We start from the raw sequence: 16,046 nt of genomic DNA on the forward strand, positions 1-16,046 counted from the left end.
CCGCCGTGGCAAGATCGTGGATAATCCCGTTGAGCTGAATGAACGCAGCGCAATAACGCAGCACATTACAACGGGAGACGCGATGAAACAAAAACAACTGGCCGCCATGATGGCGCTGGCCGGCCTGACGGCTGTGGTGATGACGGACGCGACGGCGCAGGAGACAATCGTCCGGATCGGCCACAGCGGCCCGCTGTCCGGCGCGCAGGCGTTTTCCGGCAAGGACAATGAGAACGGCGCCCGTCTTGCCATCGAGGAGCTGAACGCAAAAGGCGTCACCGTTGGTGGCAAGAAAATCAAGCTCGAGCTGGTGTCCGAGGACGACCAGGGCGACCCGAAGGCCGGCGTGTCGGTCGCGCAGAAGCTGGCGGACGGCGGCGTCAAATACGTGGTCGGACCGTACAACTCCGGTGTCGCCATTCCGGCCGCCCGCGTCTACAGCAATGCCGGCGTGGTCGTGGCCAGCGTCGCCTCCAATCCGAAACTGACGCAGCAGGGCTATAAGAACCTGTTCCGCGTGAACGCCAGCGATACCCAGCTGGGATCGAAAATGGCGCTGTACGCGGCAAAGGAGCTGAAACTGAAGAACGTGGCCGTCATCGACGACCGCACCGCGTTCGGCCAGGGTCTCGCCGAGGAATTCAAGAAGCAGGCGCGCGCCTCCGGCATGACGGTCGCCGGCCACGAGTACACGACCGACAAATCGGTCGACTTCACGGCCATCCTGACCCGGTTGAAGTCGAAGAAGGTGGAGGCGATCTTCTTCGGCGGCTATGCGCCACAGGGCGGCCCGATGGCCCGCCAGATCCGCCAGCTGGGCCTGAACGCCAGGCTGCTGGGCGGCGACACGATCTGCACGGCGGAGATGGGCAAGCTGGGGGGCGACGCCGTTGGCGCCAACGTCCTGTGCTCGCAGGGCGGCGCCCTGCTCGACAAGGCGGCCAGCGGCCCGGCATTCAAGGCCAAGTTCAAGAAGCGCTTCAATGCCGATCCCGACGTCTACGCCGCTTCGTATTACGACGCGGCCAACATGTTCGTGCAGGCGATGCAGCAGACGAACTCGATCGACGCCGGCAAAGTCGGTGCGGCGATCGCCGCGGGGAGCTACCAGGGCGTGGCGGGCACGTATGCGTTCGATGCGAAAGGCGACATGAAATCGTCGCCCGTGACGATCTTCACGTTCAAGGGCGGGCAGCCGGTGGCCATCACCAGCTTCTGACGTCCGAGCCGGTCGCCTGTCTCAGGGTGCATACCCTGTGACAGGTGCCTGTGCCCGACCTGCCGGCTGGAGCACCGGAGCACGCGCGGGAGGCCGGCGTCGCCCCAGAGGACAAAAATCAGGCCGCGGCGCGGCGGGCGTGCAGCGTTGCGCTGTCGCGGCCAAAGAACTCGACGGATTTGACGTTATTGCGGCCGCTGCTCTTGGCGGCATACAGCAGCCGGTCGGCCGTGTCGACCAGCAGCTCCTGGGCGAAGCGCTGCTCGACCAGCGCGAAGTCAACCGCCGTGACGCCGAAGCTGGCCGTCACGCCCACGATCGTGTCCGGCGCCACTTCGGTGCCGGAGCTGATCAGCGCCGTGCGCATCCGCTCGGCCAGCTGCACGGCGCCCGTCAGGTCCGTTTCCGGCAGCACGATCAGGAACTCCTCGCCACCGTAGCGGATCACGCTGTCGACGCTTTCGCGCGTCATGGAGCGCAGCAGGTTGGCAAACGTGATCAGCACCGCGTCGCCGGCCGGGTGGCCGTAGGTATCGTTGACGGACTTGAAGTGGTCGATGTCGCAGATGACGACCGCCAGGCTCAGTTTGAAGCGGCGCGCCCGCGACAGTTCCATGTTCAGCAGTTCCTGCTGCAGGTAGCGACGGTTATGGCAGCCCGTCAGCGGATCACGCTCGGACAGGTTCTTCAGGAACGACTGCACGCGGAACTCTTCACGCCGGATCAGCGCGTAGCGATGCGCGGCCATGCACCCAAACCCGTTCGACAGCACCAGCAGCATGATCATCGTCAGCTGCTCGGTGCCCGACAGCCTGCCCTGATAGATCACAATCCCGACGAACACGCTGGTCGAGATCACGCCGATCGGCACCGCATAGGCCACGCGGTTCGGGATATAGATATACACGACCAGCGCCATGATCGACATCGCCATCGCATGCCACGGTGTCTCGGTGGGCCGGTAGATCACCACCAGCATGAATGCGGCCATGCCGATAATCTCGGTAATGCTCGCCCCCAGCCAGATGCGGCGCACGGAATGGGGATACCAGTACGTCATCAGGCAGCTGATCAGCGCGCTGACGGCAACGGCAACGCGGCCCAGGAACAGGATCAGCGCGTCGTTGCCCGGGCCCAGCGCCATGATGTCGGTAATGGCGAAGGCGACATAGAACGTGGCACAGAACAGCAGCGCCAGACGCACTTGGGCTTGGGTTCGCGGCAACTGGTGGCGGTTGAAGTGAGACTCGACCGTACGGTCGGAGAACTCGGCACGCAAGCGCCGTATGTTGTATGCCGCATCGTTGACCAGGGGTGGCAACGCGCCTCCTTGTGTTTCGGGATGTCCGCGCCAATGCGGACAAATGGCTGCCATTGTAATACTACTTACCCTCCATAATCACACTGAAAGTCACCTGATCGATGTTTTTTTGGCTTGGAACAACGATGGTGGATGGACAGCGAATGACTGTCGTGGCGTGGCATGCCGGCGCATCACTGCGGGTGCGGACAGCCACCTTCGCGAAGGGTGCGGAACGCTGGGAAACGTCTGCCGCCAGGGGGCCAAGTGCAATGCCGCAGTTGCCGCCCAGAATGCAAAAAGGGCCACCCAACTGGGTGGCCCTTCTCACTTTTCTGGTGCCGCTGACCGGAATCGAACTGGTGACCTTCGCATTACGAATGCGCTGCTCTACCGACTGAGCTACAGCGGCTAAACCTTGAAATCTGTCTAGCTTTACTTCGTTTCGATCAGTGCTGCATCGAAAGAGGCCACATTTTAGCAACTGTTCTTGCGGTTGACTAGGGTATCTTTCGATTTTTTTTCAACCGCACAAGGATACGATCGGGTTTCCATCGCAAACCCGCATGAATCCTTGTGCTCGGCAGTACGAAGTTTGGCCTCAGGCGTGGTGATAGCCCGTGACAACCGCCACTTCGTCGCGCGAACCCAGGAAGACCGGCACGCGCTGGTGCAGTTTTTCCGGCTGGATGTCGAGGATGCGGTGCTTGCCGTCCGTTGCCATGCCGCCCGCCTGCTCGACGATGAACGCCATCGGGTTCGCTTCGTACATCAGGCGCAGCTTGCCCGGTTTGCTCGGGTCGCGGATGTCGGCCGGGTACATGAAGATGCCGCCGCGGTTCAGGATGCGGTGCACGTCCGCCACCATCGAGGCGATCCAGCGCATGTTGAAGTCGGTGCCGCGCACGCCTGCCGAACCGGCCAGCAGCTCGTTGATGTAGCGCTGCACGGGCGGATGCCAGTGGCGCTGGTTCGACATGTTGATCGCGAATTCCTTCGTCGTGGTCGGGATCTTCATGTCACGTTGCGTCAGCACCCACGAGCCCATCTCGCGGTCCAGCGTGAAGCAGTTGACGCCGTTGCCGGTGGTGAGCACCAGCATCGTCTGCGGGCCGTAGACAGCGTAGCCGGCCGCGACCTGCTTGCTGCCCGGCTGCATGAAGTCCTGCTCCGTCGGCTGGCCCATGCCTTCCGGTGCCCTCAGCACGGAGAAGATCGTGCCGATCGAGACGTTGACGTCGATGTTCGACGAGCCGTCCAGCGGATCGAACAGCAGCATGTATTCGCCCTTCGGATAGCGGTTCGGGATCTGGTGGATCGATTCCATCTCTTCCGACGCCATGGCCGCCAGGTGGCCGCCCCACTCGTTCGCTTCCAGCAGGATTTCGTTGGAAATCACGTCCAGCTTCTTCTGCACTTCGCCCTGCACGTTTTCCGATTCCAGTGCGCCCAGCACGTCGCCCAGCGCACCCTTGCCGACGGAATGGCTGATGGTCTTGCACGCGCGCGCGACGACTTCGATCAGGAGGCGCAGTTCGGCCGGAATCGTGTTGTGCTGGCGTTGTTCCTCAACGAGGTATTGAGTGAGGCTGATGCGTTTCATGGAGTCCCTTGGGTTGAAAATGGAAAACGGCGCGTGCTGCGCCGCCGCGGCGGCGCGCACGTCTAGATGAGGTGAAAGAACTAATTGGACAGCGCCTTGCTGACGACTTCCAGCACGTCGTTCGACAGCTTCTGCGCACCAGCGACCTTTTCCAGCGCGGCGCGCATGTGCGTCTGCAGGGCGGGATCGTAACGGCGCCAGCGGTCCATCGTGCGCGCCAGGCGGGCGGCCACCTGCGGGTTGAGGGCGTTGAGCTTGATGACGTGTTCGGCCCAGAACTCGTAGCCGCTGCCATCGGGCGCGTGGAACTGCGCCGGGTTGCCGTTGCAGAAGCTGAACAGCAGGCTGCGGGCCCGGTTCGGCGTCTTCAGCGTAAACGCCGGGTGCTGCATCAGTTCGCGCACGCGGGCCACGTCGGTCGTCTGCGCGCTGGCCTGCATCGAGAACCACTTGTCGACCACCAGCGCTTCGCGTTCGAACTGCTGGTAGAAGCTTTGCAGCGCCCCGTCGACGTCGGCACCGCTGTGGATCAGCGATACCAGCGCGGACGCACGGTCCGTCATGTTCGTCGCTTCCTCGAACTGGCGGTGCGCCAGTTCGAGCACGTGATCGTCCGGCGCCGCGCACAGGTACGCCAGCGCCAGGTTCTTCAGGCCGCGCTTGCCGGCCGAGATGGCATCCGGGCTGTACTCGCCCGGCGTCTCGTTGGCGGCATACGCCGTCAGCAGCTCGGCGCGCAGCACCGTGGCGATCGTGCGGCGCATGAACTGGCGCGCCTCGTGGATGGCGCGCGGATCGACCACTTCCATCTGGTCGGCCACGACGGATTCGGACGGCAGGATCAGCGCCTGCTCGCGGAACGCGGCATCGAGCCCGTCGTCCAGCAGCAACGCGCGCTGGGCGGCGATGAAGCCATAGTCCAGTTCCAGCTCGGCACCCTGCTGCACGGCGGCGGTCAGCCGCAGCAGGCGCGCCATGGCCAGGCGCTGGCCCGCTTCCCAGCGGTTGACGGGATCGCTGTCGTGACGGAACAGGTGCACCAGTTCATCGTCCGTGTACGGATACTCCAGCACGACAGGGGCGGAGAAGTCGCGCAGCAGCGACGGCGTGGGCGCTTCCTTGATGCCTTCGAAGCGGAACGTCTGCTGCGCCTCCTTCAGCTCCAGCACGACCGTGGTTTCGCCTTCCAGGTTCAGGGCCATGTCGAAGCCGTCCGCACCCAGCAGGCCAACGGCCACGGGAATATGGAACGGCTGCTTGGTCTGCTGGCCCGGGGTGGGCGGGCAGCGCTGCGCCAGGGTCAGCTCGTAGACCTGCTGTTCGGCGTCGTACTTGGTGCTGGCCGTGACGATTGGCGTCCCGGCCTGGCTGTACCAGCGCTCGAACTGGTCCAGGTCGCGTCCGTTCGCATCGGCCATCGCGGCGCGAAAATCGTCGCACGTGACGGCCTGGCCGTCGTGCCGCTCGAAATACAGGTCCATGCCCTTGCGGAAACCGTCGCGGCCCAGCAGGGTCTGGTACATGCGCACGACTTCGGCACCCTTCTCGTAGACGGTAACGGTATAGAAGTTGTTGATCTCGACGAACGAGTCTGGCCGCACCGGGTGCGCCATCGGCCCTGCATCCTCGGGGAACTGGGCCTGGCGCAATGTGCGCACCTGGTCGATGCGGGTGACGGCGCGGCCCGTGGCCGTGCCGATCATGTCTGCCGAGAACTCCTGGTCGCGGAACACCGTCAGGCCTTCCTTCAGCGACAGCTGGAACCAGTCGCGGCACGTGACGCGGTTGCCCGTCCAGTTGTGGAAGTATTCATGGCCGACGACGGCCTCGATGCCGGCGTAATCGACATCCGTCGCGGTGGACGGATTGGCCAGCACGAACTTCGTGTTGAAGATGTTCAGGCCCTTGTTTTCCATTGCGCCCATGTTGAAGTCGCCCACGGCCACGATCATGAAGCGGTCCAGGTCCAGCTCCAGGCCCCAGCGCTCCTCGTCCCAGCGGATCGAGTTCTTCAGCGACTGCATGGCGTAGTCGGTCTTGTCCAGATTGCCGTCTTCCACCCACACCTGCAGCAGCACTTCGCGGCCCGACTGCAGCGTGTAGCGTTCTTCCTGGCACACCAGGCGCGCTGCCACCAGCGCGAACAGATAGGACGGCTTGCGGAACGGATCCTCCCACTTGGCGTAGTGACGCCCGTCCGGCAGGTCGCCCTCTTCCACCAGGTTACCGTTCGACAGCAAAACCGGGAATTTTTCCTTGTCCGCCCGCAGCATGACGGTGTAGACCGCCATCACGTCCGGACGGTCCGGGAAATACGTGATGCGGCGGAAGCCTTCGGCCTCGCACTGCGTGTAGAAGCTGCCGTTCGACACGTACAGCCCGGACAATGTGGTGTTGTCCTGAGGAACGCACAACGTCTCGATTTCCAGCACGGCATTGAGCGGCGCGGCCTTGATGGTCAGCGTACTCGTCCCCACTATGTACTCACCAGGGTTCAGCGCGACACCGTTCATGCGCAGCGCGACCAGTTCGATGTCCTCGCCGTGCAGCACGATATCGTGGTTGTCGCTGTCGGGGTTGTGGCGCATCGTTACGCGGTTGGCGACGATCGTGCGGGCGGGATCGAGATCGAAGCCCAACTCCACGGTTTCCACCAGGTAGCTGGGCGGGGTGTAGTCTTTGCGGTAAATCGTCTGCGGGCTGTCAGTTCTCATGAGATTCGCCGGGGCCGGGATAAAAGGATATTTTACCAACACCGGCAGGATGCGACGTTCGTTTCTTTTCAGCTCTCACGGCGGCCGTAACATTCTGTAATAATCGCATGGCGCGATATCGCCGCAATTACACTCGATCTCTGGAAAACGGATTATTCAGGGCAGCAGACAGCAGTAGCTAATTAGGGGAAGATCATGAAATGCTTGGCCATCCTTGCCGCAGCGGGCACCCTGCTGCTGACCGGGTGTGCGACGACCATCCGCAGCGACGTCACCGTGTTCCACCAGTGGCCGGCGCAGCTGCAGGAGAAATCGTATGTCTTCGGCACGCCGGCACCGGCCGAGGACACGCTGGAATACCGCAGCTACCAGGACCTTGTCGCCGCCCAGCTGGACCGCCTGGGCTTTGCCCGCGCCGGCTCGCCGGCCGCGGCGAAGCTGCGCGTGGACATGTCGTTCTCGACCACGGACCGCCCTACCCGGCACCTGCAGGCGATGGACCCGTATTGGGCAATGTCGCCCTACTGGGGACCGTACGGCTGGCCATACCGCGGCTTCTATCCGTCGCGCTACCGTTACCGCCACTACGGCTTCCGGCCGTATTACGACCCGTGGATGTACGGCCCGACGGAATTCCGCGAAGTCGTCGTGCACAACTACGAGCGCAAGCTGAACGTGCAGATCGCCGACATGTCGGGTACGAAGCTGTACGACGTGACGGTGCACAACACGAGCCGCAAGCAATCCACGCCGCTGGTCATGCCGCTGCTGGTGCAGAGCGCCTTCAAGGAATTCCCGGGCGAGAGCGGCAAGGCGAAACGGGTCGAGCTGGAGCTTCAGCCGCAGCAGTAATAGCGGAAAAACCAGCCCTCACGGGCTGGTGAAATACACCAGCACGCCCACCAACGCCACCGCCAGCAGCAGCACGATGAGCAGACGGCCGAACTTCGGCACGCCATCGTCTTCGGAAGAATTCATTTCCACCTCAATGCGGCAGCAGGATCGACGACCCGGTCGTGCGGCGCGACTCCAGGTCGACGTGCGCGCGGCCCGCATCCTGCAGGCGGTAACGCTGGTTGACGGCGATTTTCACTTCGCCGCTGGCGATCACGCCGAACAGCGAGCGCGCCGTCGCCTCCAGGTCTTCCCGCTTCGCCACGTAATGCGGCAGCGTGGGCCGTGTCAGGAACAGAGAACCGCGCGATTGGAGCTCCGCCGGCGCGAACGGCGGCACGGGACCGGAGGCGTTGCCGAAGCTGACCATCAGTCCCAGCGGCTTCAGGCAGTCGAGCGACCCGGTAAACGTGTCCCGGCCGATGGAGTCGTAGACCACCGAGACGCCTTCGCCGTTCGTCAGCTCGCGTACCCGCTCTGCAAAATTCTCGCGCTGGTAATTGATGACGTGCGTGGCGCCATGCTCGATCGCCAGCGCCGCCTTTTCTTCCGAGCTGACGGTGCCGATCAGGTTCACGCCCAGCACCCGCGCCCACTGGCAGGCGATCAGGCCGACACCGCCGGCGGCGGCGTGCCACAGCACCGTATCGCCGGGCTTCAGGTGGGCCGTGCGGTGCAGCAGGTACTGTACCGTCATCCCCTGCAGCATCGCAGCGGCGGCCGTTTCAAAGCCGATGTGATCCGGCAGCACGACGAGGATATCGGCCGGCATATTGCGCACCTGCGCATACGCGCCGTTCGGCCGCGCCGCGTAGGCCACGCGGTCGCCGGCTTTCAGGCGCGTGACGCCCTCGCCCACCGCCTCCACGGTACCGGCGCCTTCCTGCCCCAGCCCGTTCGGCAGCGGCTGGGGGTACAGGCCCGTGCGGAAATACACATCGATGAAATTGACGCCGATGGCTTCGTGCCGCACCGTGACTTCGCCGGGACCGGGCGGTCCCACGTCCACGTCCACGTATTCCAGCACCTCCGGACCGCCGGTCCGCGTCATGCGTATCGCCTTGCTCATGTGTGCCTCCGTCTGGGTCGGTTCAAATGGTGGGTGCGGGGTTCGGTAACGATTGCGCCGCATCCATCGCCTGCTGCAGCTGCGACAGCACCAGGTGCGCCGTCGCGACGTTGGTCGCACAGGCCACGTTGTGCACGTCGCAGGCGCGCACCAGCGCATTGATGTCCGGCTCGTGCGGCTGCGGCGTCATCGGGTCGCGCAGGAAGATGATGGCATCGATCTGCCCTTCCACCAGCTGGGCACCGATCTGCAGGTCGCCGCCGAACGGACCGGAATGCTTGCGCTCCACCGGCAGCCCCAGTTCGGTGATGAGCCGCCCGCCCGTCGTGCCCGTGGCCGTCAGCGTGCAGCGGCGCAGGAAGTCGGCGTATTCGCCGGCCAGCGCGATCATGTCGTCTTTCTTCCTGTCGTGGGCGATCAGGGCGATGCGGGGATTCATGCCATCTCTTTCATGGTCGTCTCTTCCACAAGTCAGGAAGCCTTCTTTACCCGCGACAGCAGGTAGATCCCTGCCAGCACGAGCGCGGTACCCGCCAGCTGCCAGCTGGTGACGGGTTCGGCCAGGATGACCGCGCCCAGGAACAGCGTCGACACCGGGCCGATCATGCCGGCCTGGGAAGCGATGCCGGCGCCGACGCGCTGCACGGCCGTCATCGTCATGAACACGGGCGCCACGGTGCACAGCAGGCCGTTCACCAGCGACAGCCAGTAGACGGGCGCCGGCTGGATCAGCAAGCCGGCGGGACGCAGCAGGAAGAACTGGCCGATGCAGGCGGCGCTGGAAACGCACATCGCGTAGGCGACGAGGCGCAGCGAGCCGATACGCCGTACCAGTTCGCCGGAACCGAGCAGGTAGAAGGCATAGGTGGCCGCGGAGCCCAGTACCAGCAGCGAGCCGAGGACGACGTCGCCGCCGCCGTCCAGGTCGTGCACGAAGACGAGAATGATGCCGGCATACGCGATCGCCAGCGCGATCCATTGCAGCCGGCCGATGCGCTGCTTGAGCACCGTGGCGGAAATGAGCAGCACGAACGTGGGCGTGAGAAAGAGGATCAGGCGTTCCAGCCCGACAGTGATGTACTGCAGGCCCAGGAAGTCGAGGAAGCTGGAGGCGTAATAGCCCACCAGGCCCAGGCCGACGAGACGCCAGCGGTCGGCCGTGGACAGCGGTGGCCCGGCACGCATCTGCCACAGCGCCACGGCCGCAAAGACGGGCAGCGAAAACAGCATGCGGAACGCGATCAGCGTAACGGCGTCGATGTGATAGCGGTACAGCAGCTTCGCCACGACGGCCTTGGTGGAAAACAGCACGGCGCCGGCAATGGCCAGCGCCAGCCCGCCAAGGTGGCCCGCGTTGCTGCCCGAGGAGTCCGTTACGCTTTTTGTCATCAGGGCATTGTAAAGCCAAATGAGCAACCCCGCTGGCCGCGGCCCGGCTCGGCCGGATGTCCCGCCGCAGCCCGGCCGGCCGTCAGCCGACAGTTACCGCGACGGTTCCGGCGCGCACCGTGGCCGTCGTTTCGCGTGCCACGATTGCCGCCGGCGCGGCCGTACCGGCCAGCCGGTTGACCTGGCGGAACCGCGCCGTCAGCCCCGCCGGCGTCACGGTGACGATGGTGTAGCCCTGCGCGTCCGTGTTCACGTGACGCAGCCACGGATTGCTGTTCAGCGCCGCCAGCTCGCCGGCGAGGTTGAGCAGCGTGCCGCCGAAATCGGTGCTGGTGGCAGCCAGCGAGTCCAGCACGGCCTGCGTGGTCGCGTCGAGCCTGGCCTCCGGCACGCCCCGGGTCGCCAGGGCGCCGCGCAGCGGCACGCGCAGGCCTTCCAGCAGCGTCTCGGTCGTCGGTGCCGCCTTGCCCAGCGTGTAGTCCAGCAGGTTGACGTGCACCGTCACGTTGCCCACGTCGGGCACGGGAATCGTGACGGGGTAGGCAACGATGGTGGCCAGTTCGCCCAGGCCGGCTGCCACTTCGCGCAGGTACGTGAAGAACGACTCCGAACTGATGCCGGCCGTGACCAGGTCGACCATCACGGGCGTGCCGCCGCCGGGCGCGTCGAAGTCGTCGCTGACGGTGCCGGCCAGGAACGCGTGCAGATCGCCCGTCAGCGCGACGACGTTGCCGACGCCGTTCTCGCGCAAATGCCGCATCAGCGCCTTGCGCTCGCTGTTGTAGCCGTCCCACTGGTCGCAATTGAGCAGGAAGCGGCGGAAGTACGGCGCCAGCGCCGCAGCCTGGCCACTGTCGACGACGAAGCGGGACGCCGCCTTCCTGGCCTGGATATCCGGCCGGATGTACTCGAAGGCGATCGTATGCGCCGCCAGCGACGCGCTGGCGGCAGGCCCCGCGCTGGCACTGAGCGCGGCGAACAATGCGCGCGCCGCCAGCGTAGCCTGCGCCGTCGTCAGGCCCGCGGCCTCGCCGGCAGCCACCTGCTGCGCCAGCGGAGCGTCCGCCGCGACGGCGGCCGCAATGCGCAGCGCGCCGTTCTGGGCCGGGGCGGCGGCGGCACCGGCAGTGAGCGCTGCCACCACGGCGCCGGCCAGCGGCACGTTGCCGTCCGCGGCCAGCGACGCGGCCGTGATCGATGCCGCCATGGTCGGTACGGACCGCAACGCCAGCAGCGACGCGATCGCATCGGTCCCGTTCAGCCCCATGCGGAGCAGCGACACCTCGTTGCCCCACAGTTTCCACGTGGTGCGCGCCTCCGTCATGGCGCCCTGCCACCACTGCCGCTGCGCCGCGCCCAGCATGCTGACGGGCGCCAGCGGATCGCTGCCGCCCGCCGCCATTCTGGCCGCTTCGGCGCGATCGAACGCATCCTGCGGCACCAGGTAGCGGCTGCCGATGCGGCCCACCGGCTGGCCGCTCGCGCCCGGCGCCGATTCCGGGATTACGTGGTCGGCGCGGTACAGGCGCTGGTCCGTCATCACCAGCCGGGCCAGCGTGCCGAAGTCGAACTGGCGGTAGATGCGGATATTGTCGAAGCCCGACTGCGCCAGGTCGAACGACACGTCGGCCGGCATGAACTCGAACCAGGCCTGGCTGGCATCGCGGCGACGCTGCGTCTGGCGCGTGCCGCTGCCGCCGCCCAGCGTCGCGTCGTACGTCTGGGCATCCTGCCAGCAGTCGTCGGAAAACTCGTGGTCGTCCCAGATGGCGATGAAGGCGAAACGCTCGTGCACCGCCTGCAAGCGCGGATCGGCGCGGTACTTCTTGTAGAGGTAGCGGTAATCGGCCAGCGTGGTCGCATAACGGGCCGCGCCGCTGCCGGTTGCGGTGCCGTCCGGCAGGCGCAGCGGCTCGTGCCGGACCTCGGTGGCGCCGGCCTGGAACGCTTCGCCCACCGTCTCATAGACGTAGTCGCCCAGGTGGATGACGAAATCGAGCTCGTTCTCGGTCGCCAGATGCGTCAGCGCGCCCCAGTGATTGACGCTCCAGTCCTGGCACGTCAGGCAGGCAAAGCGCAGCTCGCCGACAGCGGCGCCTGCCGCCGGGGCCGTGCGGAAACGGCCGACATTGGAACGCACGTCGCCGGCCACGAACTGGTAATAGTATGTGCGGCCCGGCTGCAGGCCCGTCAGCTTGTGCCGCACCGTGTTGTCGTATTCGGTGCGCAGCGGCAGGCGCAGGTCCGCCACGGGCGCACCCGTCAACGGCGCATTGCTGCCCAGCAGGCGTGCATCGTCGCCGGCGCTGACGACCAGCTGCACGGTCGCCCCGGCGGACGCCGGCGCTGCCGCCGCCGGGTCGGCCGAAGCGGGGACGACGCGGGTCCACAGCACGATGCTGTCCGGGCGCGGATCGCCGGCCGCGACGCTCTGCGGGAAGCGCCAGTCGCCGCCGCCCGCGGGCGGCAAACCGTCGATGGGGACGTCGCCGCCGCCGCTGCCGCAACCCGTTACCGCGGATACCGTGATGAAACCGCCCAGCTTCAGAAACTGTCGCCTGTCCATACGTCCCCCTTGTTGTATATTTATAAAAGCATAACAGCAGTCATGCTCCTGCGCACGCCTGTCGAGTCCGCGCACGATTGAACGGTTATCGACAACTCGACATTTTCCGCGTACGCTGCGCGTTACAAGAATGCTATTTAACTTAAAAGGATGACATCATGGCAGACACCTTCAGCACGTTCGACGGCGGCCCCGGCAAGGACAGCCTGTACGGCACCACCAACGCGGACGTCATGCACGGCAATGGCGGCGCGGACACGCTGATCGGCAATGGCGGCGACGACCAGCTGTGGAGCGGCAGCGCGGCTGACCCGGAAGGCAAGAACGACCGCGACGGCGACCTGCTCGACGGCGGTTCGGACAACGACACGATCAACGGCGGCAACGGCAACGACCTGCTGATCGGCGGCGCCGGCAGCAACCTGATCACCGGCGGCGCCGGCGTGGACACGGCGCTGTACAACCTGGCCCGCGGCGACTACACGATCGCACAGAAGAACGGCACCATCGGCGTCACCTCCAGCACTGGCGGCATCGACACGCTGAACGGCGTCGAGCGCCTGCACTTCACCGATGTGGACGTAGCCTTCGACCTCTCTGGCAACGCAGGCAAGGTGTACCGCCTGTACCAGGCAGCCATGGACCGCGCACCGGACAAGGGCGGCCTAGGCTACTACATCGCGGCCGCCGACAAGGGTGCCAGCTTCGAGGACATCGCCGCCGGCTTTACCCATAGCAAGGAATGGGCCGATCTGTACGGCGCCAGCTCGTCGACCGAAGCGTTCCTGACCAACCTGTACGACAACGCGCTGCACCGCGCGCCGGACCAGCAGGGCATGGCGTTCTGGACGGACGTGCTGGCCAAAGGCTACTCGCGCGAGTACGTGCTGATGGAATTCTCGGAAAGCGCCGAGAACCAGGCGCAGGTCATCGGTGCCATCCAGAACGGCATCGAATACACGCCATACGTCTGATCTTCCACGGCCCCGACAGGCGGCAGTCCGACGGGGGCGGTATGTTAGAATACCGCCCTCGATTGCACACCGTCTAAGGAAGAGTCAACATGGCTGGACACAGCAAATGGGCCAATATCAAGCATAAAAAGGCTGCAACGGACGCGAAACGCGGCAAGATCTGGACGCGCCTGATCAAGGAAATCACCGTGGCCGCGCGCATGGGCGGCGGCGACATCAATGCCAATCCCCGGCTGCGCCTGGCGATGGACAAGGCGGCCGACGCCAATATGCCGAAAGACAATGTGCAACGCGCGATCACCCGCGGCACCGGCGGCGACGAAGGCACCAATTACGAAGAAGTCCGCTACGAAGGCTATGGCATAGGCGGCGCCGCGATCATCGTGGACTGCATGACGGACAACCGCGTGCGCACGGTGGCGGAAGTGCGCCATGCGTTTTCCAAGCACGGTGGCAATATGGGCACGGAAAACTCCGTCTCGTTCATGTTCAAGCACTGCGGCCAGTTCCTGTTCGCGCCTGGCACCGACGAAGCGAAGCTGATGGAAGCGGCGCTGGAGGCGGGCGCCGAGGACATCGTGGCCGACGACGAAGGCGGCTTCGAAGTGCTGTGCGCACCGAACGATTTCGCCAACGTCAAGGACGCGCTGGAGAAAGCCGGTTTCAAGGCCGAAGTGGCCGAGATCATCATGAAGCCGGCAACGGAAACGGTTTTCACTGGCGAAGACGCGATCAGGATGCAGAAACTGCTGGACGCGCTGGAGAACCTGGACGATACCCAGGAGGTCTATACCAACGCCGTGATCGAAGAGTAAGCGATCGCGCACGCATCCGACAGTTGTATGACACGGCGGCCCGCGGGCCGCTTTTTCCGCTCCTGGACCCGGCACACCCGGGTGCCGGGAAGCCTTTTCAACATGGCGTGCCTGCACTGGTTCGGCGCTGTGGCTGGCCATATTGAAGAAGCTTCCCCGAAATTCTCAAACATGAACGAACGGTCCCTATGAAAATCCTGGTAGTCGGCTCCGGCGGCCGCGAGCACGCGCTGGCTTGGAAATTGGCGCAATCGGAACGAGTGCAGATGGTCTTCGTCGCCCCCGGCAACGGCGGCACCGCACGCGACCAGCGCCTGCAGAACGTGCCGATCTCCGATCTGCACGAGCTGGCGGACTTCGTCGTGCGCGAGCACGTCGCGTTCACCGTCGTCGGCCCGGAAGTGCCGCTGGCGGCCGGCATCGTCAACCTGTTCCGCGCGCGCGGGCTGAAGATCTTCGGACCGACGAAGGAAGCGGCGCAGCTGGAATCGTCGAAGGACTTCGCCAAGGCATTCATGAAGCGCCACGGCATTCCCACGGCCGAATACGAGACGTTCAGCGACGCGGCCGGGGCACATGCCTATATCGACGCCAAGGGCGCGCCCATCGTCATCAAGGCCGACGGCCTGGCCGCCGGCAAGGGTGTCGTTGTCGCGCTGACCCTGGAAGAGGCGCACGGCGCCGTCGACCACATGCTGTCCGATAACGCCTTCGGCGACGCGGGCGCGCGCATCGTCATCGAAGAATTTCTGGCCGGCGAGGAAGCGTCGTTCATCGTCATGTGCGACGGCAGGAACGTGCTGCCGCTGGCAACGAGCCAGGATCATAAGCGCCTGCTGGACGGCGACCAGGGCCCGAACACGGGCGGCATGGGCGCTTATTCGCCGGCCGCGATCGTGACGCCGGCGATGCATGCGCGCGTGATGCGCGAGATTATCAATCCCACCATCCAGGGCATGGCCAAGGACGGCATTCCGTTCTCCGGCTTCCTGTACGCGGGCCTGATGATCGACGCGGCCGGCAATCCAAAGACGCTGGAATTCAACTGCCGCATGGGCGACCCGGAAACGCAGCCGATCATGGCGCGCCTGAAGACGGACCTCGTGGGCGTGATGGAGCACGCCGTCAACGGCACGCTGGACTCCGTCGGCCTGGAATGGGACCGCCGCACCGCCGTCGGCGTCGTGCTGGCCGCTGCCGGCTACCCGGACAATCTCGTCAAGGGCGCCGCCATCGACGGCATCCCGGCCGAGACGCCGGAGTCGGTGACGTTCCATGCGGGCACCACGGACGTGGACGGCCAGCTGGTGACGAGCGGCGGCCGCGTGCTGTGCGTCGTGGGCCTGGGCGACTCCGTCAAGATGGCGCAGAAGCAGGCATACGAGAGTGTCGAGAAGATCCATTTCGATGGCGTGCAGTACCGCCGCGATATCGGCTGGCGCGGGCTCAAACACTGATCACCGGAGGGCCGGGGTCAGACCCGTCGGGTCTGACCCCGGTACT

The 16,046-nt window shown here is 65.2% G+C and carries 12 protein-coding genes and 1 tRNA gene; 5 read left to right on the forward strand and 8 right to left on the reverse strand.

The annotated features are described in order from the left end of the window. Positions 1-82 precede the first annotated feature (82 nt). The gene (locus tag E1742_RS11030) at positions 83-1,219 is read left to right on the forward strand and encodes a branched-chain amino acid ABC transporter substrate-binding protein (RefSeq protein ID WP_134384917.1); all 1,137 of its coding nucleotides are present in this window, start codon (positions 83-85) and stop codon (positions 1,217-1,219) included. 118 nt (positions 1,220-1,337) lie between these two features. Here the strand turns inward: E1742_RS11030 and E1742_RS11035 are convergent, their stop codons facing one another. The 4 genes from E1742_RS11035 to pepN all read right to left on the reverse strand — a co-directional run bounded on the left by E1742_RS11035 (position 1,338) and on the right by pepN (position 6,836). Next, positions 1,338-2,540 carry a GGDEF domain-containing protein gene (locus E1742_RS11035; RefSeq protein WP_229466719.1) on the reverse strand — a complete coding sequence of 401 codons (1,203 nt, stop codon included), beginning with the start codon at positions 2,538-2,540 and terminating at the stop codon, positions 1,338-1,340. Between the two features lie 315 nt (positions 2,541-2,855). Then, positions 2,856-2,931: transfer RNA gene (locus E1742_RS11040), tRNA-Thr, on the reverse strand. 189 nt (positions 2,932-3,120) lie between these two features. Next, positions 3,121-4,122: a class 1 fructose-bisphosphatase gene (locus tag E1742_RS11045; RefSeq protein WP_134384919.1), complete on the reverse strand. Its 1,002-nt coding sequence runs from the start codon at positions 4,120-4,122 to the stop codon at positions 3,121-3,123. Between the two features lie 80 nt (positions 4,123-4,202). Further along, the gene (gene pepN, locus E1742_RS11050) at positions 4,203-6,836 is read right to left on the reverse strand and encodes an aminopeptidase N (protein WP_134384920.1); all 2,634 of its coding nucleotides are present in this window, start codon (positions 6,834-6,836) and stop codon (positions 4,203-4,205) included. A gap of 195 nt (positions 6,837-7,031) precedes the next feature. Between pepN and E1742_RS11055 the strand changes: the two genes are divergently transcribed. Next, on the forward strand, positions 7,032-7,688 hold the full coding sequence (locus E1742_RS11055) for a DUF4136 domain-containing protein (RefSeq protein ID WP_134384921.1): 657 nt from the start codon (positions 7,032-7,034) through the stop codon (positions 7,686-7,688). Positions 7,689-7,821: 133 nt separating this feature from the next. Here the strand turns inward: E1742_RS11055 and E1742_RS11060 are convergent, their stop codons facing one another. From E1742_RS11060 to E1742_RS11075, 4 genes are all read right to left on the reverse strand, one after another. Then, the gene (locus tag E1742_RS11060; protein ID WP_134384922.1) at positions 7,822-8,799 is read right to left on the reverse strand and encodes a quinone oxidoreductase family protein; all 978 of its coding nucleotides are present in this window, start codon (positions 8,797-8,799) and stop codon (positions 7,822-7,824) included. Between the two features lie 22 nt (positions 8,800-8,821). Then, positions 8,822-9,238, reverse strand: coding sequence for a methylglyoxal synthase (locus E1742_RS11065; RefSeq protein WP_134384923.1), 417 nt, complete (start codon positions 9,236-9,238; stop codon positions 8,822-8,824). Between the two features lie 32 nt (positions 9,239-9,270). After that, entirely contained in the window at positions 9,271-10,188 is a 918-nt protein-coding gene (locus E1742_RS11070; RefSeq protein WP_134384924.1) for a DMT family transporter, read from the reverse strand. An 82-nt stretch (positions 10,189-10,270) separates the two neighbouring features. Next, complete coding sequence (locus E1742_RS11075; protein WP_134384925.1) at positions 10,271-12,754, reverse strand: alkaline phosphatase D family protein; 2,484 nt, start codon at positions 12,752-12,754, stop codon at positions 10,271-10,273. Positions 12,755-12,912: 158 nt separating this feature from the next. Here E1742_RS11075 and E1742_RS11080 point away from each other — a divergent pair, with 158 nt between their 5' ends. The 3 genes from E1742_RS11080 (at position 12,913) to purD (ending at position 16,000) form a co-directional block, all read left to right on the forward strand. After that, complete coding sequence (locus E1742_RS11080) at positions 12,913-13,728, forward strand: DUF4214 domain-containing protein (protein WP_134384926.1); 816 nt, start codon at positions 12,913-12,915, stop codon at positions 13,726-13,728. Positions 13,729-13,817: 89 nt separating this feature from the next. After that, complete coding sequence (locus tag E1742_RS11085; RefSeq protein ID WP_134384927.1) at positions 13,818-14,543, forward strand: YebC/PmpR family DNA-binding transcriptional regulator; 726 nt, start codon at positions 13,818-13,820, stop codon at positions 14,541-14,543. A 188-nt stretch (positions 14,544-14,731) separates the two neighbouring features. Then, positions 14,732-16,000 (forward strand): phosphoribosylamine--glycine ligase, encoded by a 1,269-nt coding sequence (purD, locus tag E1742_RS11090; protein WP_134384928.1) that lies wholly within the window; start codon positions 14,732-14,734, stop codon positions 15,998-16,000. Positions 16,001-16,046: the final 46 nt, after the last annotated feature.

Origin of the sequence: Pseudoduganella plicata (assembly GCF_004421005.1) — a bacterium.
GTDB classification, from domain to species: domain Bacteria; phylum Pseudomonadota; class Gammaproteobacteria; order Burkholderiales; family Burkholderiaceae_D; genus Rugamonas; species Rugamonas plicata.